This is a genomic window from Streptomyces sulphureus DSM 40104 (genome assembly GCF_000381025.1).
GTDB classification, from domain to species: Bacteria; Actinomycetota; Actinomycetes; order Streptomycetales; family Streptomycetaceae; genus Streptomyces; species Streptomyces sulphureus.
Map to the genome: position 1 here is coordinate 166,758 of NZ_KB905818.1, position 21,373 is coordinate 188,130.

A 21,373-nucleotide genomic window follows, 5' to 3' on the forward strand; every position below is an offset into this window, starting at 1 on the left:
GCCCGATTCCCTCGCCGTTCGAGCGCTGCGGTTCGCCGCAGACGCAGGACATCCCGTGTCGCTGGGCGAGGTCGTGTCGAACGCGTCTCTGCTGGTGCGCATCGACCGCGCCTACCTCGTCCCGGTCCCTGTGTTCACCGATCTCGTCGCCCGGCTGACCGACCGGCGTCGTCGCGATTCCTTCCGGGTGCTGGAGATCGGCGGACGCCGGTGCTTCAGTTACCACTCCGTCTACTACGACACCGCGGGGCTGCGTACTTTCCACGACCACCGTCAGGGACGCCGGCAGCGGTACAAGGCCCGCGAACGGCTGTACGTGGACTCGGGCGAGCGGTGGTTCGAGGTGAAGCTCAAGGGACGGCGGAGCGAGACGGTCAAGCACCGGCAGCCTCTCTCCGAAAGAGCCGCGTACAACGGAGCGTTGCGGGAGGAGCAGCACCGGTTCCTCCGCGAGACGCTGTGGGTGTCGTACGGCGTCGCACCGCCCTCCGCACTCCGTCCTTCCCTGGTCACCGACTACGTTCGGCTCACCTTCGCGGCCGCGGGGCAGCGCGTCACCTGCGACGCCGGCCTGGTCTGCAGGGACGAGGCGGGCGATGTGCACGGCGGCGGCGCGACAGTACATGGGTCGGACGATCTGCTGGTGGTCGAGACGAAGTCGACGGGGCACCTCAGCGACGTGGACCGACTGCTGCACGGCTACGGGATACGCGCCGCCGAGTTCACCAAGTACGCGTCCCTGGCCGCGCTGCGTCCCTCCCTGCCGGGAAACCGGTGGCGACGGGCGCTGCGTCAGATGTACGGCTCGCTCGCCTAGTCGGGCGCTGCCGCGAGCTGATCGGACCCCCTTTTGAATGGCCCCCTCACGCGGGCCCGAAGCGGCAGCGCACCCGCGCTCCCACGCCGCCGGGCCCCGGCCCCAGTTCGATCCCGCCGCCCGACTCCTCCGCCGTTCGGCGTGCGATGTCGAGGCCGAGCCCCGTCGAGCCGGCGCCGCTGCTGCCACGAGTGGTGATGCTCGTATCGGGGAAGCCGGAGCCGTCGTCCTCCACCGTAAGGACGCCGTCCTCGGCGACCGTCACCCGTAGGTCGGTTCCTTCCGGGGTGTGGTCCAGGACGTTGCCGATGAGGGTGTCCAACACGGCGCGCAGATCGTCCGGGCAGACCTTCACCTGGACTGGGCGCGATGGCACCGACACTTGTGCCGTGCGGTCCTGGTCCTCTGCCAACGGGGCCCAGAAGGCGACCTGCTCCGCCGTGACGGACGCCAGGTCGGCGCGGGAGCCGCTCGGGTCCGCCGCTGCCTTGCGGGAGGCCCGGATGATCTCGTCCACGCTCCGCTCCAGGGCCATTACCCCGGTGCCGATGCGGGTGACAGGGTCGTCGGCGTCACGCGATCCGGGCAGCTCGCGGAGGGCCTCGGCGTCGAGTCGCAGCGAGGCGACCGGCGTGCGTAGCCGGTGCGCCAGGTCGGCGGCCCGTTCCCGCTCCGCTGCGACGAGGACGCCGATGCGTTCCCCCAGTTCGTTCAATCGGGTCGCCAACACCTGCAGTTCGCGTGGCCCGGACGTTTTCGCCCGCGCCTCCAGGTCGCCGGCCGCCAGTTGGTCTGCCACCCGCGCGATCCGTCGTGTGCTCCTGATGAGGCGGCCGGCCAGTCTGTCCGCTATGGCCAGCCCCAGCAGCGTCAGCGCGATCCCGAGCCCCGCATAGGCGAACCATGAGGGCAGCACGCCGGTGCGCAACTGTTCCGGGCTCACCGCGACCTCCACCACGGCCGCGTCGCCGTTCTCCGCGCGGGCTCCGCCCAGCACAGGAACCATGACGACCCGCCCACCCGCGTCGGGCGCGTAGGTGAAGGCGCGTCCGCTCCGGGCCAGCCGCAACGCGGGCCCGCTCACCTCCTCCGTCGAGCGCCCCAGCACCGTCCCGTCGGCAAGGACGACGGACGTACGCGGCTGGTCCGCTCCGTTGAGTCCGTCCAACACCCCTTGAATCACGGCGTGGTCGGAATTGTCGGAGCTGAGGGAGCCGCCGACCACCGCCGCCACCGACTGGCCACGCTCGGTCGCGTCGGTGAGGGCCTCGTCCTCGGCGTTGCGGTGGGCCAGCGTACCCAGCGGCACGAGGAGCGCCGCCAGCACCACCGCCGTGGTGACGCCGATGAGGAGCAGCAGTTGCCTACGCATGCTCGTCTTCCGCCGGTCTGTCCTCGGGCGCGCTGAGCTTCACCCCTACCGTGCGCACGGTGTGCAGATAGCGCGGTCGCTGCGCCGTCTCGCCGAGCTCCCTGCGTAGCCACGACAGGTGCACGTCCACCGTTTTGTCGGCACCTCCGAGCGGTTGCTGCCAGACCTCGGCGAGGAGCTCGCGCCGGGAGACGACCTGGCCGGCCCGCTGCGCCAGGTAGCACAGCAGGTCGAACTCGCGCGGCTTCAGGTCCACCGGCGCACCGTCCAGCGTCACTTCGCGGGCGGACGGCGCGATGACGAGCCCGCCTACCCGGATCGGGGGTTCCGCCTCCTGCGGGGCGGTGCCTTTCAGCCGCCGGAGCACCGCCTTGACGCGGGCGTCCAACTCGCCCGAACCGAACGGCTTGACCACGTAGTCATCCGCCCCGTCGCCAAGCGCCGCGACGATCTCCGGCTCCTGGTCCCGCGCCGTGGCCACGATCACCGGCACGTCGCTCACCGCGCGCAGCATCCGCAGCACTCGCGCGCCGTCCACATCCGGCAAGCCGAGATCGAGTACGACGAGGTCCGGGCGGTGCGTTACCGCCTCCTCGAGTCCGCCCATGCCGGTGGAGGCGGTTGCCACGGCGTGGCCCCGGTCGCGCAGCGTGCGGAGGAGAGCATTGCGCAACTGGGGATCGTCCTCGATGACCAGGAGATGCGGCATACCGACACGCTACCCAGCCGGTCATCGGCGTTAGAACCGTGAAGCGGGGGTTTACGCCTGCGCTAACCGGACGTTAGGGGAAGGCGCGGCAGACTGAACCCCATGGACGAAGGCGCGCGCACCACCCCCACTCGCCAACGGCTCATCGGCGCCGCATGGTTGTGCTCGGTGGTGGCAGCCGCGCTGCTGGGCGCATGGTCCTATACGCACGCGACCCCCGAGGGGCGCTATGAACGGCCGGAACCGCTGGGTGACAGCGCGGTTCGACACGAACTGGCGCATACCGAGCGGGACAGAGGCCCCTCCGCTTCGCCCACGCCTTCCGACTCGCCAGCCCTCTCCCACTCGCCCCGGCTCCACCCCCACACCGCCACTGTCCGCTTCGCGCACGGCGTGGCCACCGCCGTGGCCGAATGCCGCCCGGACGGCACGGTGCGACTGTTGAGCTGGAGCCCGGCCGAGGGATACGCCGTCGACGAGGCCCACCGAGGCCCGGCTGCCACAGCCGTACTGGAGCTCGAACCGCTCGCGGACGACGACTCCGAGGACGATGAGCTCAGGGAGATGACGGTCGGCGTCAACTGCGAGCACGGCAAGCCACGTCCGATCACCGTCTCGGAGGGCGAGGACGACGATGATGACGATGACTGAACCGAGCGCCCTGGCGTTCTGCGCGACTGATGCGTCTTCCACGCATTGCCGCTAGCTAGACGGGCCGAGAGGTGCTCGAGCTCTCCGGAAAGGCGGACCGCTGTCGCAGGGGCGCAGGGGGCGAGGTGGGGCTCTCGGGGGATTCCGCGCACTTGTCTGCCCAACAGACGTGACGGGCGAGGAGTTCAGGGGCGGCGTAGGACACGCAGGGCGGCCCGCAGCGTGCACACCGCGTCGACGATCACGTTGGGACCTCCACGGCCTGGACGGCTTCGGCCATGTGCGACGACCTCCGCGCACTCTGCACGCAGACTGTCTGCCGGTGGCCTCAGGGGTGTCGGAAGGCGTCGGCGAGCATGTGGAGTTGGCTGTCGAGCAGGGTGGCCGCCCGGTGACCCATGCCCGTGTACTGGTTGGTGACCTCGAGGCTGACGGTGCCGTGGAGGTGGGACCAGGCCAGCATGGTGCCGGCGAGCGCGCCGCCCGAGCGGCGGGCTTCCGGACCGAGGTCCGTGTGGGCGTGTAGCCAGTCGACCAGGCGGTGTTGGTGCGCATCCACGTCCTCATCTCGTCGATCCCGAGCGATCTCGTGCGGTTGCGGCGGGTGCGGGATCGGAGCGATCGGGGGTATGCGCGGCCGTTGCAGGAGCCGACGGAGCAGCCGTACGGCGCCCGGGACTGCGCCTTCCGGGACCCCGGCCGGTGACCACATCCGCATCCAGGAGGTGCGATAGCGGTTGGTGGCCCGGGTGCGGGCGGGGCGCCCGTAGGCGAGGGGTAAGTCCGCCGCTGCGGGGCGCTGGTCGGCTTCGGCAGGGGTCTCCTCTTTCGTTCGTTCTTCCGATCGGTGGAGCAGAACTTGCCTTGTGTGTCCGTCAGTTGGTCGCCTGTCGACGCGGAATACCCTGCGCTGCACGGAGGTTGGCCGCACCATGACGCAGAAACCAGGTCCCCGCAGCCTGACCGACGACGCCCTCTCCGCCGTGCTCGCCGCCCAGCAGTTCGGCACTCTGGCCACTACCAAGCGCAGCGGCCACCCCCACCTCACGACCATGCTCTACCTTTGGGACGCCGAGGCGCGCCTCGTGCGGTTCTCCACCACCGCCGACCGCGTCAAGGTCGCACACCTGCGGCGTGATCCGCGTGCGGCCCTGCACGTCTCGGGCGGCGACATCTGGTCGTTCGCCGTGGCCGAGGGCGAGGCCGAGGTCTCGGAACCGACCGTCACGCCGGGTGACGCGATCGGGCGGGAGCTGCTGGCGATCGTCCCGGAGTCGGAGAAGCCTCTCGACGAAGAGGCGTTCTTCGAGCAGCTCGTGGCCGAGCGCCGGGTCGTCGTCCGGTTGAGGGTGCAGCGGTTGTACGGGACGGCGCTCGACTTCGACGGCTAGGACGTGCTGCACGGTGGCCGACCCGTCGCGCCGGGCGCGGCCCAACTCGCCTCTGCACGGCGCGTGTTCACAGCATCAACGCCGTCTCCAGCAGGGCCAGCGACGCGAGCACGCCTCCCGCGCCGACGACCGGCGTCAGCAGAGCGTCGCCCCGGTCCCGCACCGGGCGGGCGAGGAGAACGGGCAGCAGGAGGCCGCAGCATCGCAGCACCGCGGCAGGAAGTCGGCAGCCGCCGTCCACGAAGGCATGCGTGAGTCCTTCTTTGCCGGCGGGAGGTGCCGACGGTCACCCGGTCACTCCGGTACCCGCCGCTCCTCGCCCAACTCCCGCCACAGGAAGGTGTGGACGAGCGCTTCGAGGAAGGCCGCGTCGCCGTGGTCGGAGGCGCCCGAGTGCCCTCCGCCGGTGTTCTCGAAGTACTCGAAGGGCAGCCCGAGTTGGCGCATGCGAGCGGCCATCTTCCGTGCATGGCCCGGGTGTACGCGATCGTCGCGGGTGGAGGTCGTCAGCAGGAGGGGAGGAGAGCCGTGCCCCGTCCGCAGGTTGTGGTACGGAGACCAGCGCAGCAGGTGCGCCCGCTCCTCGGGCACCTCGGGGTCGCCGTACTCGGCCGTCCAGGAGGCGCCTGCGAGGAGGCGGTGGTACCGCGCCATGTCCAGCAGCGGCGCCTCGGAGACGACGGCGCCGAAGAGTTCGGGATGGCGCGTGAGCATCACCCCTGTCAGCAGGCCCCCGTTGCTGCCCCCGGAGGCGCCGAGGCGCCCGGGCGTCGTGATCCCCCGCGCGACGAGGTCCTGCGCCACCGCCGCGAAGTCGTCGAACGCCGCCTCCCGGCGGGCGCCGAGCGCGGCCCGGTGCCACGCGGGTCCGTACTCGCCGCCGCCGCGGACGTTCGCCACCGCGTACGTGCCGCCGCGCTCCAGCCAACTCCGGCCCGTCACCGCGGAGTAGACCGGAGTGAGCGAGATCTCGAAGCCGCCGTAGCCGTAGAGCAGCGTGGGCGCCGGGCCGTCGCGGTCCTCGGGGCCGACGACGAAGTACGGGACGCGCGTTCCGTCGGCCGAGCGTGCGAAGTGCTGCCGTACGCACAGCCCTTCGGTCCTGAACCGTGCCGGAGCGCGGCGCAGGGTCTCGACCCCCGGACGGCCGGCCACGACCCGGCGCAGCGCGGAGGGTTGCAGGAATCCGCCGACGTCGAAGAGGACTTCCTCCGCCGTCTCGTCGTCCTCGTACGGCGAGGTCGCGGTCACGGTGGCGGTGGCGAGCGGCGGCACCTCGCCGAGGGGGCTGCGCGACCAGCCGCCGCCCGGTTCGGGGCTGAGCAGGTGCAGTTGCGTGGACGCGTCGGTGAGCGTCGTCAGGACGAGGCGGCTGCGGGTGGTGGTGAACTCTTCGAGGACGGTGCGCTCGTCGGGGGTGAAGAGCACTTCGTACGTCCGCTCGCCCGCGAGGAACGCGTCGAGCGGGAAGGCGAGCAGCGACCCCGCGGGTTGCCCGAGCCACGGCGAGCGCAGCCTCACCAGCAGTTGCTCGTGGTGGAGTTGGGGCTCGCAGTCCGCGGGCACCTCGATGCGCACGGGTTCGCCGTCCTCGGCGAGGAGGAAGAACTCGCTGTGCCAGAAGTCCCGATGGCGTACGGCCAGGTCCCGCTCGAACCCGGGTGCCGGATCGTGCCAGGCCCCGACGGAGACGTCGTCCGCAGCACCGGCGAAGACGACGGGTGCGTCCCCGACCCGGGTGCCGCGGTGCCAGCGCCGCACGGTTCGGGGGTAGCCGGAGTCGGTGAGGGAGCCGGGCCCGGTGTCGGTGGCGACGAAGACGTGGTCCTCGTCGATCCAGTCGACCGCGTTCTTCGCTTCCGGGAGCCGGAAGCCGTCCTCGACGAACGCGCCCCGGTCGAGGTCGAGTTCGCGGACGACCGTGGCGTCGGCGCCGTCCCGGGAGAGCTCCACGAGGGCACGCGGCGGCCCGTTCCGCAGGACGGTGGCGCCCGCCCACACCCACCGGACGCCTTCGGCTTCGGCGAGCGCGTCCACGTCGAGGAGCGTCTCCCAGCGGGGTGCCGGTGAGCGGTACTCGTCGAGGGTGGTGCGCCGCCACATCCCCAGCGGACGGTCGTGGTCGCGCCAGAAGTTGTAGAGGTGGCCGCCGCGGCGGACGACGTAGGGGATGCGCGCGGTGTCGTCGAGGACCTCGCGCACCGCGTCCCTGAGCCCCTCGAACGCGGGATCGGCCGTGAGCGCGGCGACGGTCTCCGCGTTGCGCTCGCCGACCCAGGCGAGCGCTGCCTCGGAGTCGACGTCTTCCAACCACGCGTACGGGTCCTGCTCGGGCACGGCTCACCTCTCTGCTCTCGGCCCCGTCGGACGCGGTACGGGCCGGTGCATGTCTAGCACGATGCCGCTCGCGGGTTCCGGGACGGTGCCGGGCGCCGACGGGTGGGGCCTTCGGCGACGTGACGACGCGCGCCCCGGCCGGGAACGGCGGCCTCGCCTCGAGGTTCGGCAACCGCACGGCACGGCAGCCGAGACAGGCACGGTGCGAGCGCCACCGCAGGTGGATTCCGGCGGTGGGCTCGGCACCTTCACGAAAAGGAACAAGCGCCCCGGCTGTGCCTGCCCGGCCGGTCCGGGCAGGCACAGGTCAACCTGTGGCTCGCGCGGTACGTGACCGTGCTCCACGTCGACGTCGGGTACACGAGCCGGACGCTGCGGCGCCCCCGGTCGGGGACCGGGGGCGCACGCGCAGCCCCCGGCCGCCGTCATCCCTCCGTGGCGCCGCCGTTCGTGGGCGAGAGCCGTACCACCGTGCCTTCCCCGTTCGCCGAGAGGAGCAGGGAGCCGTCGGGCGCCGCGGTGAGACCCGCGAAGAGGCGGGGGATGCCGGGCATGCCGTGGGCGAAGAGTGCGGGCTGCTCCGCAGGCGCGGTGCCGAGCGCCAACTCCTCGCTCTCGACGCGTCGTTCACCCGTCTCCAGGGAGATGCCGAGCAGTCGGCGCGCCTCCGCCTCCACGGTGAACACGCGCGCGCCGAGGACGGTGAGCCCCTGCGGGCCTTCGAGCCCCTCGGCGAGGGGGTGAGCGCCCTCCTCGTCGAGTCGCAGCACGGCGCCGAGCACGTCGTCGCTGACGTAGCAGCGTCCTTCCGCGTCGAAGGCCACGTCGACGGGGTGCCGCAGGTCTTCGGCGAGGACCGAGACCGCGTCGTCCTCGCCGAGGGAGACGACGCGGCCCGCGCCGCTCTCGGCCACCACGAGTGCGCCGTCCGGCGCGACGGCGACGCCCGTCGGCTGCCGCAGCCCGCTCGCGCGGACGCGGGTGGTCCCGTCCCTGGGGTCGTACGTCTCGACGCTGCCGTACTGCGAGGTGAGGTGGAGCAGCTCGCCGTCGGCGACGATGCCGTGCGCGAACGGCTTCAGGCGGCGGGTGACCACGTCGGTCGTGCCGGGGGCCGCGCGGTCGGCGGGCTCCGCGAGGCGGTAGTGGTCCGCCGCGTACACCGTGCCCCGCAGGTCGATCGTGACGCCGTAGGGGCCGCTGAGGCCGCGGGGCAGCACCTCCCGGGTGCGCCCGTCGGGGTGCATCTCGGTGACGCCTCCGCTGGCGAAGCTGGAGACGAACATGCGGTTCTCCGCGTCGAAGGCAGCGTTGTCGAGGCCGACGAGCCCGCTGCTGATGAGGGAACGCGAGCCCGTGCCGTGCAGGTCGATGCGGGTGACGAGGCCCGACTCGCCCCGGGAGAGGACGAGCAGGACGCCGCCTTGGTCGAAGCGGACGGCGACGGGCTCGTGGACGCCGCGTGCGACGACCTCGGAGGGCCCGCCGTCCGCCGGGACACGCCAGACCTCGCCCGTCATCATGTGCGGGTAGTAGAGGCAGCCGTCCGGGCCGATCTGCATCGCGTTGCCCATCGCCAGCCCCTCGGTGACCACCACGGGTTCGCGGCCGTCGGTGAAGAGTTCCAGCAGCCGGCCGTCCATCTTCATCTCGTTGACGAAGAGTCGGTTGCCCACGCAGGTGATGCCGTTGGGCACCTTCACCCGGTCCGAGACGAGGGTGTACGCGCCCTGCGGGGAGCGGCGCCACACGCGTCCGGGGACGAGGTCGGCGATGTACATCGAACCGTCGGCGCCGAAGGCGAGGTCGTCGGGCGACTGGACGGGGTCGCCCGGGCCCACGACGACCTCGACGTCGCCGCTGCCCGTGTCGAGTGCGCTGATCCGGCCGGAGAGGAACTGCGCGACGTACAGCCTGCCGTCGGGGCCGAAGGCCACGCCGTTGGAACCCCACAGCGGGGTCGGCGGATTGAGCCTGCTCGCCTCCCAACCTCCTTGCGGGGAGGAGCCGTTCGCGGCGTACTCACTGGGCATCGGCGCTCTCCTTCCAGCCGCGCCCGTCGGCCGCCTCGACGAGTACCTCGTCGAGACCGCCCCAGGTGCGCCACTGCCGCAGCAGCGCGTGGAAGGCGACGGGACCGTCGCCGAAGGACTCGCTGCGCTGCCTCGGCCTTCCCTCGTTGTTGTAGTAGCCGGGGGTGCACTCGGCGTGGAACTTGTACAGGTCGGCGGCCTTCTCGCGGATCGTCGCGAGCCACTCCGCCTCGGCCTCGCGCGAGGGCTCCACGCGCAGTGCCCCGCTCCGCCGTGCCGCCGCGACGACCTCGGCGACGTGGGACGCCTGCTCGTCGAGGACGTGCACGAAGTTGACGGAGCTGGCGTTCTGGAGCGGGCCGAGCTGGAAGAGGTTGGGGAAGCCGTGCGAGTAGAAGCCGTGCAGGGTGCGCGGCCCCTCCCGCCACGCCTCGCCCAGGGGCAGACCGTTCCTGCCGTGGACGGGGAGGCGGCCCGAGGTGATCCCCGAGACGCCGACCTCGAACCCGGTGCTGAAGATGATGCAGTCGACCTCGTACTCCCTCCCGCCCACCACGACGCCGGTCTCAGTGAGGCGCTCGACGCCGTGCGTGTCCGCGGTGTCGACGAGGGTGACGTTGGGGCGGTTGAACGTCTGGAGGTAGTGGTCGCTGAAGGTCGGCCGCTTGCACATGTAGCGGTACCAGGGCTTGAGGAGCTCGGCCGTCTCCGGGTCCGCGACGAGTGCGTCGACGCGGCTGCGGATCTCGTTCATCTTGTGGAAGTCGGCGACCTCCAGGGCGCGTTCGCGCTCCTCCGGGGCGACGTCCCGGTAGCCGTCGCTCGGCAGGAGACTCTGGTGGAGGCGGGCGCTGCTCGTCCAACTGTCGGCGACGAGGTCCTCCTCGACAGCACCGCCGGCGACGAGGGTGAGGAAGTTCTCCCTGCGCTCCCGCTGCCAGCCGGGGGCGAGCGAAGACGCCCACGCGGGATCGGTGGGCCGGTTGGCGCGTACGTCCACGGTGGAGGGCGTGCGCTGGAAGACGAACAACTCGGCGGCGTCGGCGCCGAGATGGGGGACGACCTGGATCGCCGTCGCGCCGGTGCCGATGAGCGCGACGCGCTTGTCGGCGAGCTTGTGCAGGTTCCCGTCGGCGTCGCCGCCCGTGTACGCGTAGTCCCAGCGACTGGTGTGGAAGGTGTGGCCCTTGAACGTCTCGATGCCGGGGATGCCGGGGAGCTTCGCCTGGCTGAGGGTGCCGCTCGCCGTGACGACGTACCGCGCGCGCATCCGGTCGCCGCGGTCGGTGGTGACGATCCACTCCGACTCGGCGTCGTCCCAGCGGAGTTCGGTGACGCGGGTCTGGAAGCAGGCGTCGCGGTAGAGGTCGAAGGTGCGCCCGATCGCCTGCGCGTGCTGCCTGATCTCCTCGCCCGGCGCGTACTTCCACTGCGGGACGTAGCCGACCTCTTCGAGGAGCGGCATGTAGATGTAGGACTCGATGTCGCAGTGGATGCCGGGGTACCGGTTCCAGTACCAGGTGCCGCCGAAGTCGCCGCCCTCCTCCAGCACGCGGATCGACTCGACCCCGGCCTGACGCAGCCGCGCCCCCGCGAGCAGCCCGCCGAACCCGCCGCCGACGATGGCGGCCTCGACGCGGTCCTCCAACGGCTCGCGGGTGAACTCCGGGTCCGCGTAGGGGTCGGCGGCGTAGTAGCCGAACTCTCCCTCGGCGCGCTGGTACTGCTGGTTTCCCTCCGGGCGGACCCGGCGGTCCCGCTCGGCGCGGTAGCGGGCGCGCAGCACCGACAACTCTTCCTCGCTGACGGGGGGTTCGGCGGGGGGAGTGGATGCGGACATCGACGTCCTCTTTCTCTCGGTGGGCGTTGCTGCGTGGACGGTGTGCACGGCGGAGCGCGAGGGCCCTGCGGGGCGCTCGCGGAGTCGGGGCGGCCGGGACTCCGGGCGTCTACGGAGGGTTTCGGAACGCGCGGTTCAGGCGCGGTGCTCGCGGCCGGACCGAGCGCGGCCCGGGCCCGTGGCCAGCACCGCGCGCATGCGTGCGAGGCGGCGTCCCTGCGTCCGGGCGGACCCGGGAGCGGCGGGCCGTCGGTGGCGGACGTGGGCGTCCATGCAGCGGGTCTCTCCTCCGGCCGTGCGGCGCGTGCTCTGCCGAAGTCAACCGGAGCACCGTCCCGTAAGTCAAACAACTGACTTAAAACTGCGGTGGGCAGTGGGACCTGCCCGTTTCCAACTCGGGTGTTCCTGGCCGGAGTTGTCGTCCGACGGGTGCGCGCGGTCGGCCGGGAAGGTGTGCGCGGAAATTCCGTACTGAGGGGTAGGCCCCGCGCATCGGCTTGTTATACGGTCCGTCTAACAAGGAGGGCAGCGGCCTCCGACCTCAGCGGGCGGCCACAGGGCGGCCGCCCGCCGCGCCCGTAAGCACCAGTGCTCGCAGACAGCAGCAACAGGCAGGGAAAATCCCTCAGTTGGACCGAGGAGCCGCACCATGGCCAACACCACCGTGACGACGACGTCGCACCACGAGGCCGTCGAGGACGACGTCTCGCAGAAGCTGCTCGACTCCGCGGCGACGCTCGCCTACGACCCGGCCACCGAGGTCGACTGGGAGACCCCGCTCGACAAGGACTTCCACGGCGCGAGCCCCGAGTGGAGCTCCCTCTACGGCACGCGCTACTGGAAGGAGATGACCGAGGAGCAGCGCAAGGAGCTGACGCGGCAGGAGGCCGCCTCCGTCGCCTCGACCGGCATCTGGTTCGAGATGATCCTCCAGCAGATGCTGCTGCGCGACATCTACGCCAAGGACCCGACGAGCAGCGACTTCCAGTTCGCCCTCACCGAGATCGCCGACGAGTGCCGCCACTCCATCATGTTCGCGCGCGGTGCGGCGAAGCTCGGCGCCCCGCCGTACAAGCCGCCGCGCGCCGTCCTCGAACTCGGCCGCGCCTTCAAGACGATCGCCTTCGGTGAGGCCGCCTACGCGGCGATCCTCGTCGCCGAAGAGGTCCTCGACGTCATGCAGCGCGACTGGATGCGCGACGAGCGGGTCGTCCCGTTCGTGCGGACGATCAACAACATCCACGTGGTCGAGGAGTCCCGGCACATGAAGTTCGCGCGGGAGCAGACGCGCCGGCGGCTCCGGAAGGCCGGGCCGACGCGCCGGCACCTCCAGGCGTTCGTCGTCGCCGTCGCCTCGTACTTCATCGTCACCAGCATGGTCAACAAGGACGTCTACGCCAACGCGGGGCTCGACGTGAAGCGGGCGCTGCGCGAGGCGAAGGCGAACCAGCACTACAAGTCGATGGTGCGCTCGAGCTGTTCGGGCCTGATGGAGTTCCTCTCCTCCTCGCGGCTGCTCACCAGGCCCGCCCTCGCGTTCTACAAGCGCGCCAACCTCATCTGAGCGACCAGTACCGACCGCGCAGGGCCTAGGGGGTGTCGTCAATCCCCGCCTGCGGTGCGACGACGCGGATTCGACGACACCCCCTAGCCGAACAGAGCTGACCACATGAGCTACGCCATCACCCAGACCTGCTGCAACGACGCGACCTGCGTGTCGGTCTGCCCCGTCAACTGCATCCATCCGACGCCGGAGGAGCGGCAGTTCGGCAGCACGGAGATGCTCCACATCGACCCGAAGACCTGCATCGACTGCGGCGCCTGTGCGGACGCCTGCCCCGTCGACGCGATCTTCCCGGTGGAGAGCCTCTCCGCGGGCCTGCGCGAGTACGCGGCGCTCAACGCCGAGTACTACGAGGAGAACCCCGCGCCCGCCCCCGAGGGGCCCAACTTCCATACGTGGAACGCCCCTTCGTTCCCGCGGAGCCTGCCCTCCGACTTCGGCCCGCTGCGGGTCGCCGTCGTCGGCACGGGTCCGGCCGGGATGTACGCGGCACAGGACCTGCTGCTCCACACCAACTCCGAGGTGACCCTCGTCGACCGGCTCCCGGTGGCGGGCGGCCTCATGCGGTACGGCGTCGCGCCCGACCACCCCGACACCAAGAAGGCGGCCGAGACCTTCGCACGCTTCCACGACCACCCCAGGGTGCGGATGCACCTCGGCCTCTCGATCGGCACGGACGTCACGGCGGAGGAGCTCGCCGCCCACCACGACGCGGTGGTCTACGCGGTCGGCGCCTCCGCCGACCGCCAACTCGGCATCGCGGGCGAGGAGTTGCCCGGCAGCATCTCCGCCACGAGATTCGTCGCCTGGTACAACGCGCACCCCGACGTCCCGCCCGACGCGGTGGACCTCTCGGCAGAGCGCGTCGTGGTCGTCGGCAACGGCAACGTCGCACTCGACGCCGCCCGCATCCTCCTCGCCGACCCGGAGGCGCTCGCCCGCACCGACATAGCCGACCATGCGCTGGAAGCGCTGCGCGCGGCCAACGTCCGCGAGGTCGTGCTGCTCGCCCGTCGCGGCCCTGAGCACGCGGCCTGCACCAAAACGGAGTTGCTCGCCCTCAAGCACCTGCCAGGCGTCGACCTCCTCGTCGACGACCACGACGAGCGGATCGCCGCAGCGATCGACGGGGCCGGCGCGAAGGAGAAGGCGGCCGTCCTCCAGGGCGTCCCCCGCGCGCCCGTCGCGTGGGAGAGCGACCCCCGGCCCGGCCGACGCATCGTCTTCCGCTTCCACAGCGAGCCCCGCGAGGTGCTCGGGGGACGCAGCGTCTCCTCGGTGTGCACCTCCGGTGCCGCGGGCGAGCAGGAGATCTCCGCGGGCATGCTGCTCCGCTCCATCGGCTACCGCGGACTCCCGCTCGACGGGCTGCCGTTCGACGAGACGACCGGTACCGTCCCGCACGAGGCGGGCCGCGTCACAGGACGTCCCGGCACCTACGTCGTCGGCTGGATCAAGCGCGGCCCCTCCGGCGGCATCGGCGCCAACCGCACCTGCGCGGAGGAGACCGTGAGCACCCTCCTCGCCGACGCGGTGGCCGGCTCGCTCCCCGAACCCTCCGCCTCCGCCAGGGCGTTCCAGCGCCTCGCCAGATCCCGCAACCGCAGGATCGTCGACGCCCGCGGCCTCGCCGCGATCGAACGCACCGAGGCCGCCCGCGGCCTCCGCGACGGGCGGCCGCGGGTGAAGCTGGCTACGGTGCCTGAGCTCGTGGCGGCGGCGCGGGGTGGGCGGTGGAGGGGGGCGAAGTAGCCCTCGCGGTTTCCCGCGGGGCCTCGTCGTCCGTGCCGATCGCCGTGGGCCGCTGCCGGGTCACGCCTCGACGGCCGCCACGGCTGCGGCGGTTGACCTCCGTAAGCCGCGCGCCGAGTATCTCCGGCGTCGTCAGGGCGCGGAGCTGCTCCGGGACGGCGTCCCCTTCGCGGCCCCGGCGAGCGGGTGCACTTGCGCCTGAGAACCCGCGTGTCCCATGACGACGCCGACGCGCTCGCACAGCACGTCGTGGACCACCTGGCCGACGCGCGGCTCGTCACCGTACGGTGCCTCCGCGCGGACGCCTGCCGGTTGCGCTGCGGCCGGGGTTGGGAGTGCGGAGCCGTGGTGCGCGAGGAACGGGGCGGTGACGGCGCGGGATGGGGAGCACGAGGCATTCCGGGGGTGCACTCGGTACGGCTCCGCTGCGACGGTATGCGGCGAACCGCGCCCGTGACGCGGCTGATGCGGGAGGTACCGGATGAGCACGGGCGCGCACCACGACCGCGCTCCGACAGCTCTTACACGTCAGGTGGGCGGTCAGCGCAAGGGGCCGGTCGAGCAGGGCCGGGGACGTCGTGCCGCTTGGCCGAAACCCGCGCCGGAGTAGCCTCCGCCTCACCCGTCCTGCACGGCCCAGCCCCGCCTCCCCGGCAGCTCCAGCGCCGGGGCAGGACCCCACGACCCCGGCGCGTACGGGAGCGGCTGGGGTCGGTCGGCGAGGAAGGGGTCGACGGTCGCCCAGATGCGTTCGATCTCGGGCGCGTCGGTGAAGAGCGTCTGATCGCCGTTGATCGCGTCGAGGAGGAGTTTCTCGTAGGCCTCCAGCGGGGTTCCGGCCGGTCCGTCGTCGAGGGTGAGGCGCAACGCCGCGTCGCCGACGCTCAGTTGGGGTCCCGGCTCCTTTGCACGGAGCCGGAGGGTGACGCAGGGCGCGTCGGTGAGCTCGAAGGCGGCCTCGTCGGGCCGGACGGTCTGACCGGCCGCGTTGCCGAAGAGGGAGAGCGGGGGCTTCTTGAAGCCGACCGTGACCGTGCGGCGGGTGGCCGCGAGGCGCTTGCCCGTCCGCAGGAAGAAGGGGACGCCCTGCCACCGCCAGTTGTCGATCCACACCCGGAGGGCGGCGAAGGTCTCCACCTCGGAGTCGTCGGCGACGCCCTCCTCCTCGCGGTAGCCCTCGTACTGCCCGAGAACGACGTCGTCGGGTGCGAGCTGCCGCATGGAGCGGTACACCTTCAGCTTCTCGGCCCGGAGCTCGGGCGCCGCGATCCGCACCGGCGGTTCCAGTGCGACGAAGCCGAGGATCTGGCAGAGGTGGGTGGGGACCATGTCGCGGAAGGTGCCCGTCGACTCCACGAAGGAGGACCTCCCCTCGATGCCGATCTCCTCGGGGACGTCGATCTGCACGTACGCGATGTGGTCGCGGTTCCAGACGGGTTCGAAGAGGCCGTTGGCGAACCTCATCACGAGGAGGTTCTGCACCGCCTCCTTGCCGAGGAAGTGGTCGATGCGGAAGACGCGCTCCTCGGGGACGATCCGCTCGACCGCCGCGTCGAGCGAGCGCGACGACGCGAGGTCCCAACCGAACGGCTTCTCCAGGATCATCGCGGCGCCGTCGGCGAGGCCGGTCTCGCCGAGCATGCCGATCATCGGCTCCGCAGCGCCGGGCGGTACGGAGAGGTAGAGGAGCGTGCGGGCGTCCTCGCCGAGTTCGGCGCGTAGGCGCCCGGCGGTCTCCGCGAGCGCGGTGCCGTCCTCGGCGGAGGAGGCGACGAAGCCGACGTGTTCAGCGAAGCGCTCCCACGCCGCACCGTCGAGCCCGCCTTCGGAGTGCTCCCTGACCGCGTCCCGCAGTTGTCCCCTGAAGTCGTCGTCCGAGCCGGGGGAGTGGCGCCCCGTGCCGATGATCCGGAAGGCGCCCGGGAGCATCCCCGTGGCGAAGAGCCGGTAGAGCGCGGGGAAGAGTTTCCTCGCCGCCAGGTCTCCCGTGGCGCCGAAGATGACGAAGAGGAGCGGGACGGTCGGGGCGGGGGCTGGCGTGCTCACGGGCTCTCACTCTCGTTGCGTCGGCGATGCGGTGGAGATTCTGCCCTAATCGCCCCTTGTGCCCGTTTGTGCCGGCGTGCCCTGTGCCGCGTCCCGTCTCAGGGTTTGCGGGCGACGCCTGCGAAGAGGCCCACCTCCGCGTCGTCGTGGGCCGGTTCGGCATCGGGACGCCAGCGGTGCGCGGCGACGACGCCCGGGGCGAGGAGGTCCAGCCCGTCGAAGAAGGCGGCGATCTCGGCCCGGGAGCGCAGGCGCACGTCGGTGCCCTTGCCGCGGTAGAACTCCTCCCCGATGCGCGTCTCCTCCTCGGTGAGGAATTCGCGCGTGCTGTGCGAGAGGACGAGGAAGCTCCCGGAGGGGAGCGGCTCCAGCAGGCGCCGCACGAGGTCGTACGCGCCGTCCGGAACGAAGTGGAGGAGCGCGACGAGCGAAAGCGCGACGGGGCCGCCCCACTCCAACGTGGCGCGCACCCGCGGATGTTCGAGGATCTCGTCAGTGCGGACGTCCGCCTCCAGGTAGGCGGTGCGTCCCTCGTCGGTGCCGCGCATCAGGACGTCGGTGTACTCGACGACCAAGGGGTCGTTGTCGACGTACACGACCCTCGCCGTCGGCTCCTCGGCCTGCGCGACCTGATGGAGGTTCGGCTCGGTGGGGATGCCGGTCCCCAGGTCGAGGAAGTCGCGCACGCCGTGCTCGCGGGCGAGGGTGCGCGTCGCGCGGTGCATGAAGGCGCGGTTGGCGCGCGCCATGGTGCGCACCGAGGGGTGGTGTTCGACGACGTACTCGGCCGCCTGGCGGTCGGCCTCGAACCAGTCCTTGCCGCCGAGGTAGTAGTCGTACATCCGGGCAGAGTGGGGTCTGCCGGTGTCGAGGTCGCGGCTTCCGGTGGTCATCGGGGCTCCAGGCGTGTCGGGGAGGCGGGCCGCGTGTGTGCACGGCGGGGGCCAAGTATCCCTGAAGCGGGGGACGTTGGCGATCTCGGGAGCCGGCGCCCCGCCCGGCTGCCGCACGGCGTGCTCAGGCGTCGGCCTCCTGGCAACTGCCGCACGTGCCCCACCACGTGACCTCCGCCTCGGCGAGGGCGAACCCGTGGGTCTCCGGCGGGGTGAGGCAGGGAGCGGCGCCGACGGCGCAGTCGACGTCCTGGACGCGGCCGCAGGTGCGGCAGACGAGGTGGTGGTGGTTGTCGCCGACGCGGAGTTCGTACCTGGCGGGCGAGCCGGCGGGCTCGATGCAGCGGACGAGGCCGGAGCGGGCCAGGTCGTCGAGGACGTTGTAGAGGCCCTGGCGTGAGAGGCCGTGTGCGGTGCCGGGGCCGAGGAGCGACTCCAGGTCGGGGGCGGTCGCGTGGGGCGCTTCGCCGAGTGCGGAGAGGACGGCGCGGCGCTGCGCTGTGCTGCGCAGGCCGCGGCTCCGCAGCAGGTCGGTCGCGGTGTCGGCTGCCGTTTCCATGGTGATCACGCCCTTCGGGTCCGCTCGCCGAGCGTACCGGTGGGATGGCGGGTGCGAGCCGTGCCGGTCGCGGCGCTGGTGGGTCAGCCGGCGGGTGATTCCGCCGCGTGGCAGGAGAGGCACAGTGCGCGACGCGCGAGGGTGCTGCCGGTGCGTGCGCCGACTCCGGTGTTGCGGCGGATCGGCTCGGTGGTGAGGTGCGTGTGTGCGGGGCAGGCGCCGACGCCGCAGCGGGTGCAGATCGCGACCGAGGGGGTGTCGGCCTCGTGGGCCGCGCAGTCGTAGCACTTCATGTCGTTCTCCTGGGCGCGGGTGTGCGCGGCGCGGGACGGGGTCGGCGCGCACGTGTCGATCTTTCGAGGGGTATGCCCGGAAGATTAGCGAGTAGTTTTGACTCGGTCAAACTTACTCGACTGCGGGGTCGGCGCCGCGGGGGCGCCGAGTGCCCGGCGGCCGCGTCCGCCGGGGGTGGATTCCGCCGCTGTCGATGGGCGCGTGTGGCGCCAACTCCCCGCCGGTGAGGGCGGGTTCGGCAAGTCGGGGTGTGCTTCCGTAGCGAGCCCGCTGATCGGCTTGGCCGCGCCTCTTCCTCGCCAACCAAGCGGCTGCTACGTTCTGACGAGAATTCATTTCAGTTTTGGATGAGCCGCCGAGCTGGAGATGAACCGGAGGTCGCGATGGCCGCCATCGATGCTGCCCGTACCGAAACCGCAGAGGCCGCCCCGTGCGGACCGCCGCTCTCCATGGTCGAGCGGATGACACTGATCATGGACGCCTTCGGAACCCGCCCCGCGAGACTGACCCTGGAGGAGGTGGCCTCCCGCACCGGGCTGCCGCGGTCCACCGCGCACCGCATCCTCGACCAACTCGTCCGCTGCAACTGGCTCGACCACTCCGCCTACGGCTACGGCCTCGGCCCCCGTCTCCTCGGCCCGGGCGGACAGGACGTCCTGCACGGCGAGATCCGCGCCGCGGCGGCCCCCCTCCTCCACGAACTCCACCTGCGCACACACCTGGTGGTGCACCTGGCGGTCCTCGAAGGGCCGGAGGTGCTCTACCTCGACAAGGTCGGCGGACGCTTCGCGCGGGGGCTGCCGTCGCGCGTGGGCGGCCGCGCGCCCGCTCACGCCACCGGTGTCGGCAAGGCGATCCTCGCGTGGCTCCAGCCGGAGCAGGTCGACGCACTCCTCCCCGTCCGGCTCCCGCGGGCCACCGACCGCACCATCGGTGACATGGGCACGCTCCGCCAGGAGTTGACCCGTATACGCGGCCGCCACGGCCTCGCCTTCGAGCGCGGCGAGGCGGCCCTCGGCGCGGGCTGCGTGGCCGCGGCGCTCCGTGGCCCCGAAGGCCCCGTCGCGGCGCTCTCCCTCTGCGGCGAGGTGCGCACCGCGCCGCTGGAGCGCGTGGCCCCGCTCGTCGTCGACTCGGCACGCGAGATCTCCAGGGCGCTCTTCCCCGAGACGGGCGCCACTCGCGCCCCGCGCCGCAACTGCGCGACCACACAACCGACTTGGTCGAGGGAGACCATGCTGCGCCTCGTCTCGGAGAGCCGTGCGGACGGGTGGATCTGAGGAGGGACCAACCCGCCGGCGGTGAGCCGCGTCTGCGCTCAGTGTCCGACCGGCGAACGGGAACGCCGAGCAGCGAGGCGCCGTGCGGGGAGGGCCGGTGCGGCCACGTTCCGTCGAGGTCGACGCCTGCTCAGCGAGAGGCCGGAACGTACTCGGTCGCCTCCCACGGCACATCGACGTCGGAGGGACGTCGACCACTCAGCGACGAACGGGCCGCCCACCCGCTGTGCCGCGGCCACTTCGCGGGTGAGCGCTTCCGCAAGCGCCCGTCGTCGGCCAGTTCGCGATGCGGGGCCTTCACCGCCGCCGTCCGCCCGCCGGGGCTCGGCCCAGGCAGACCCGCCCCATCCCGCCCGCGCCGAGCACCCGCAGGATGCGGAACGGTCCGACACTCCGTGGGTCGTCCTGCGCCAACGCCTGCATCAACCTGTTTTGGTACACCCGAAGTTGTGCGCAGTCTCGACGCCGGGACTCATCCCGCCGATTGCTCAGGCGGCGGCGTCCGATGCGGCCGGCGTTCGGGAGCGTTGCGGTAGCAGCTTCCGGGGACGGTCGCGATCAGCCTCGCCCGAGTCCCGTTCGGTCGTTTCGCAGCGGACCGGAGGTCAGACCCGCGAGCCCGACACCGATCAGCATGACGGCGCAGGCGGCAACGACGACGGTAGGGCCTGCGACGTCAGCGAGCGCGCCAAGCACGTTGTTCATGAGGAGCAGAGCCATGCTCTGCACGAGGACGAGTACCGCTTGGACACGTGACAAGTGGATGTCGGGTGACGAGGGCGCGGAGTCGTGCATCCGGGAACCGGCCGGATCACGTGCCGGGCAACGTTCCCAAGCCGCGGAAGAGTTGCCGCTCTCGCGGCTCAGGAGGCCGTTCACTGAAACGGCGAGGACTGGGACAGCCCGCAGAAGCCCACCGCTCGGCTGAGCAAGGAGGCCGCCAGAACCTCCGGCGAGCGTTCAGGCCGTCGGTGGGCACGAGTCCCCGCCGGACCGGCCCGCCCGTACCGACCCCTCACAGCGCATCCCACCCCAGCCCCCACCCCGCGCTTCCCGACGCGGTGTCCGGCGTCCCCTCGACCCCGAACCGCCCCCGGTAGAACACCATCGGCCGCCCCTCGCGGCACGGTTCGAGGGTGTGGACGAGGCCGATGGCGATGTCGTGGTCGCCGGCGGTGTGGACCGTCTGCACGGTGGCGTGGATGCGTGCGAGGACGCCGCGGAGTGAAGGGGTGCCGTGGGGGGAGGGGTCCCACTCCAGGGCTTCGAACTTGCGGCCGTGGCGGGAGCCGAAGCGGGTGCACAGCTCCGTCTGGTCCTCGGCGAGGACGTTGACGGTGAACGTGCCCGAAGTGCGGATGCGGGGCCAGGCCCGGCCGCCGTGGTCGGCGCAGAAGAGCACGAGCGGAGGGTCGAGGGAGACCGAGGCGAAGGACTGGCAGGCGAAGCCGACGGGGCCCGCCGCGTCGGCGCCCGTCACGACGGTGACGCCGGAGGCGAATCGGCCCAGTACCGCACGGAGTTCGGCGGGAGAGGGGACGGCGGCGCCGCACGCGGGCCGTGCACGCTCGGCGTGCGCGTCTGCGGGGGACTCCGGCGTGACCGCCTCCGTCGACATACGGGTACACCTCCGATCCCGGCCGCTCGCGGTCGCGGGCGGCGCGGCCCCGACGGTAGGGGCGCCGTCGAGCAGCGCAGCACCGCGGTCCCGGTGAGTGGAACCGGCCGGTGAGAGGACGTTCGGGAGCACGCCGAGCGGTGCGGTCCCGCTGAACGGGACGAGCCGACGGGCGTCCCGTACACCCCGGTTAGCGTCGCGAAATCGATACGGGACG

The 21,373-nt window shown here is 71.9% G+C and carries 18 protein-coding genes and 1 pseudogene; 7 read left to right on the forward strand and 12 right to left on the reverse strand.

Going from position 1 to position 21,373, the window contains the following annotated elements:
- The first annotated feature begins 55 nt into the window (after window positions 1-55).
- Complete coding sequence (locus tag F603_RS0117935) at window positions 56-817, forward strand: polyphosphate polymerase domain-containing protein (protein ID WP_019547361.1); 762 nt, start codon at window positions 56-58, stop codon at window positions 815-817.
- A gap of 46 nt (window positions 818-863) precedes the next feature.
- On the opposite strand, the gene F603_RS0117940 is transcribed toward F603_RS0117935, so the two are convergent.
- Window positions 864-2,189 (reverse strand): sensor histidine kinase, encoded by a 1,326-nt coding sequence (locus F603_RS0117940; RefSeq protein ID WP_019547362.1) that lies wholly within the window; start codon window positions 2,187-2,189, stop codon window positions 864-866.
- A complete protein-coding gene (locus F603_RS0117945; RefSeq protein ID WP_019547363.1) occupies window positions 2,182-2,898 on the reverse strand; it encodes a response regulator transcription factor in 717 nt (238 codons plus the stop codon). The genes F603_RS0117940 and F603_RS0117945 overlap by 8 nt, the downstream gene beginning before the upstream one ends.
- Before the next feature lie 102 nt (window positions 2,899-3,000).
- Here F603_RS0117945 and F603_RS0117950 point away from each other — a divergent pair, with 102 nt between their 5' ends.
- Window positions 3,001-3,549 carry a hypothetical protein gene (locus tag F603_RS0117950; RefSeq protein WP_019547364.1) on the forward strand — a complete coding sequence of 183 codons (549 nt, stop codon included), beginning with the start codon at window positions 3,001-3,003 and terminating at the stop codon, window positions 3,547-3,549.
- A 328-nt stretch (window positions 3,550-3,877) separates the two neighbouring features.
- Here the strand turns inward: F603_RS0117950 and F603_RS0117955 are convergent, their stop codons facing one another.
- The gene (locus F603_RS0117955) at window positions 3,878-4,108 is read right to left on the reverse strand and encodes a WHG domain-containing protein (protein ID WP_019547365.1); all 231 of its coding nucleotides are present in this window, start codon (window positions 4,106-4,108) and stop codon (window positions 3,878-3,880) included.
- Between the two features lie 72 nt (window positions 4,109-4,180).
- Here F603_RS0117955 and F603_RS35900 point away from each other — a divergent pair.
- Both F603_RS35900 and F603_RS0117960 read left to right on the forward strand, forming a co-directional pair.
- Window positions 4,181-4,283, forward strand: a pseudogene (locus tag F603_RS35900) (VOC family protein); the annotation flags it as partial.
- 198 nt (window positions 4,284-4,481) lie between these two features.
- Window positions 4,482-4,940, forward strand: coding sequence for a pyridoxamine 5'-phosphate oxidase family protein (locus tag F603_RS0117960; protein ID WP_019547366.1), 459 nt, complete (start codon window positions 4,482-4,484; stop codon window positions 4,938-4,940).
- A gap of 67 nt (window positions 4,941-5,007) precedes the next feature.
- On the opposite strand, the gene F603_RS35120 is transcribed toward F603_RS0117960, so the two are convergent.
- The 4 genes from F603_RS35120 to F603_RS0117980 all read right to left on the reverse strand — a co-directional run bounded on the left by F603_RS35120 (window position 5,008) and on the right by F603_RS0117980 (window position 11,150).
- Complete coding sequence (locus F603_RS35120) at window positions 5,008-5,151, reverse strand: hypothetical protein (RefSeq protein WP_158678654.1); 144 nt, start codon at window positions 5,149-5,151, stop codon at window positions 5,008-5,010.
- Window positions 5,152-5,234: 83 nt separating this feature from the next.
- The gene (locus F603_RS0117970; RefSeq protein ID WP_019547368.1) at window positions 5,235-7,277 is read right to left on the reverse strand and encodes a prolyl oligopeptidase family serine peptidase; all 2,043 of its coding nucleotides are present in this window, start codon (window positions 7,275-7,277) and stop codon (window positions 5,235-5,237) included.
- 425 nt (window positions 7,278-7,702) lie between these two features.
- The gene (locus F603_RS0117975) at window positions 7,703-9,310 is read right to left on the reverse strand and encodes an NHL repeat-containing protein (RefSeq protein ID WP_019547369.1); all 1,608 of its coding nucleotides are present in this window, start codon (window positions 9,308-9,310) and stop codon (window positions 7,703-7,705) included.
- On the reverse strand, window positions 9,300-11,150 hold the full coding sequence (locus F603_RS0117980) for a flavin-containing monooxygenase (RefSeq protein ID WP_026328516.1): 1,851 nt from the start codon (window positions 11,148-11,150) through the stop codon (window positions 9,300-9,302). Before F603_RS0117980 ends, F603_RS0117975 begins: the two co-directional genes overlap by 11 nt.
- A gap of 649 nt (window positions 11,151-11,799) precedes the next feature.
- On the opposite strand from F603_RS0117980, the gene F603_RS0117990 reads away from it, so the two are divergent.
- Both F603_RS0117990 and F603_RS0117995 read left to right on the forward strand, forming a co-directional pair.
- On the forward strand, window positions 11,800-12,714 hold the full coding sequence (locus F603_RS0117990; RefSeq protein ID WP_019547372.1) for an AurF N-oxygenase family protein: 915 nt from the start codon (window positions 11,800-11,802) through the stop codon (window positions 12,712-12,714).
- A gap of 105 nt (window positions 12,715-12,819) precedes the next feature.
- The gene (locus F603_RS0117995; RefSeq protein ID WP_019547373.1) at window positions 12,820-14,466 is read left to right on the forward strand and encodes an FAD-dependent oxidoreductase; all 1,647 of its coding nucleotides are present in this window, start codon (window positions 12,820-12,822) and stop codon (window positions 14,464-14,466) included.
- 618 nt (window positions 14,467-15,084) lie between these two features.
- Here F603_RS0117995 and zwf read toward each other — a convergent pair.
- The 4 genes from zwf to F603_RS0118020 form a co-directional block, all read right to left on the reverse strand.
- Entirely contained in the window at window positions 15,085-16,512 is a 1,428-nt protein-coding gene (zwf, locus tag F603_RS0118005) for a glucose-6-phosphate dehydrogenase (protein ID WP_019547375.1), read from the reverse strand.
- 98 nt (window positions 16,513-16,610) lie between these two features.
- Window positions 16,611-17,405, reverse strand: a complete 795-nt coding sequence (locus tag F603_RS0118010; protein WP_019547376.1) for an SAM-dependent methyltransferase — start codon at window positions 17,403-17,405, stop codon at window positions 16,611-16,613.
- Between the two features lie 124 nt (window positions 17,406-17,529).
- Complete coding sequence (locus tag F603_RS0118015) at window positions 17,530-17,973, reverse strand: Fur family transcriptional regulator (protein ID WP_019547377.1); 444 nt, start codon at window positions 17,971-17,973, stop codon at window positions 17,530-17,532.
- A gap of 74 nt (window positions 17,974-18,047) precedes the next feature.
- On the reverse strand, window positions 18,048-18,257 hold the full coding sequence (locus tag F603_RS0118020) for a DUF2180 family protein (protein ID WP_019547378.1): 210 nt from the start codon (window positions 18,255-18,257) through the stop codon (window positions 18,048-18,050).
- Between the two features lie 384 nt (window positions 18,258-18,641).
- On the opposite strand from F603_RS0118020, the gene F603_RS0118025 reads away from it, so the two are divergent.
- Window positions 18,642-19,538: an IclR family transcriptional regulator gene (locus tag F603_RS0118025; RefSeq protein WP_019547379.1), complete on the forward strand. Its 897-nt coding sequence runs from the start codon at window positions 18,642-18,644 to the stop codon at window positions 19,536-19,538.
- A 1,015-nt stretch (window positions 19,539-20,553) separates the two neighbouring features.
- Here the strand turns inward: F603_RS0118025 and F603_RS0118035 are convergent.
- Complete coding sequence (locus F603_RS0118035; RefSeq protein WP_019547381.1) at window positions 20,554-21,156, reverse strand: flavin reductase family protein; 603 nt, start codon at window positions 21,154-21,156, stop codon at window positions 20,554-20,556.
- Window positions 21,157-21,373 lie beyond the last annotated feature (217 nt).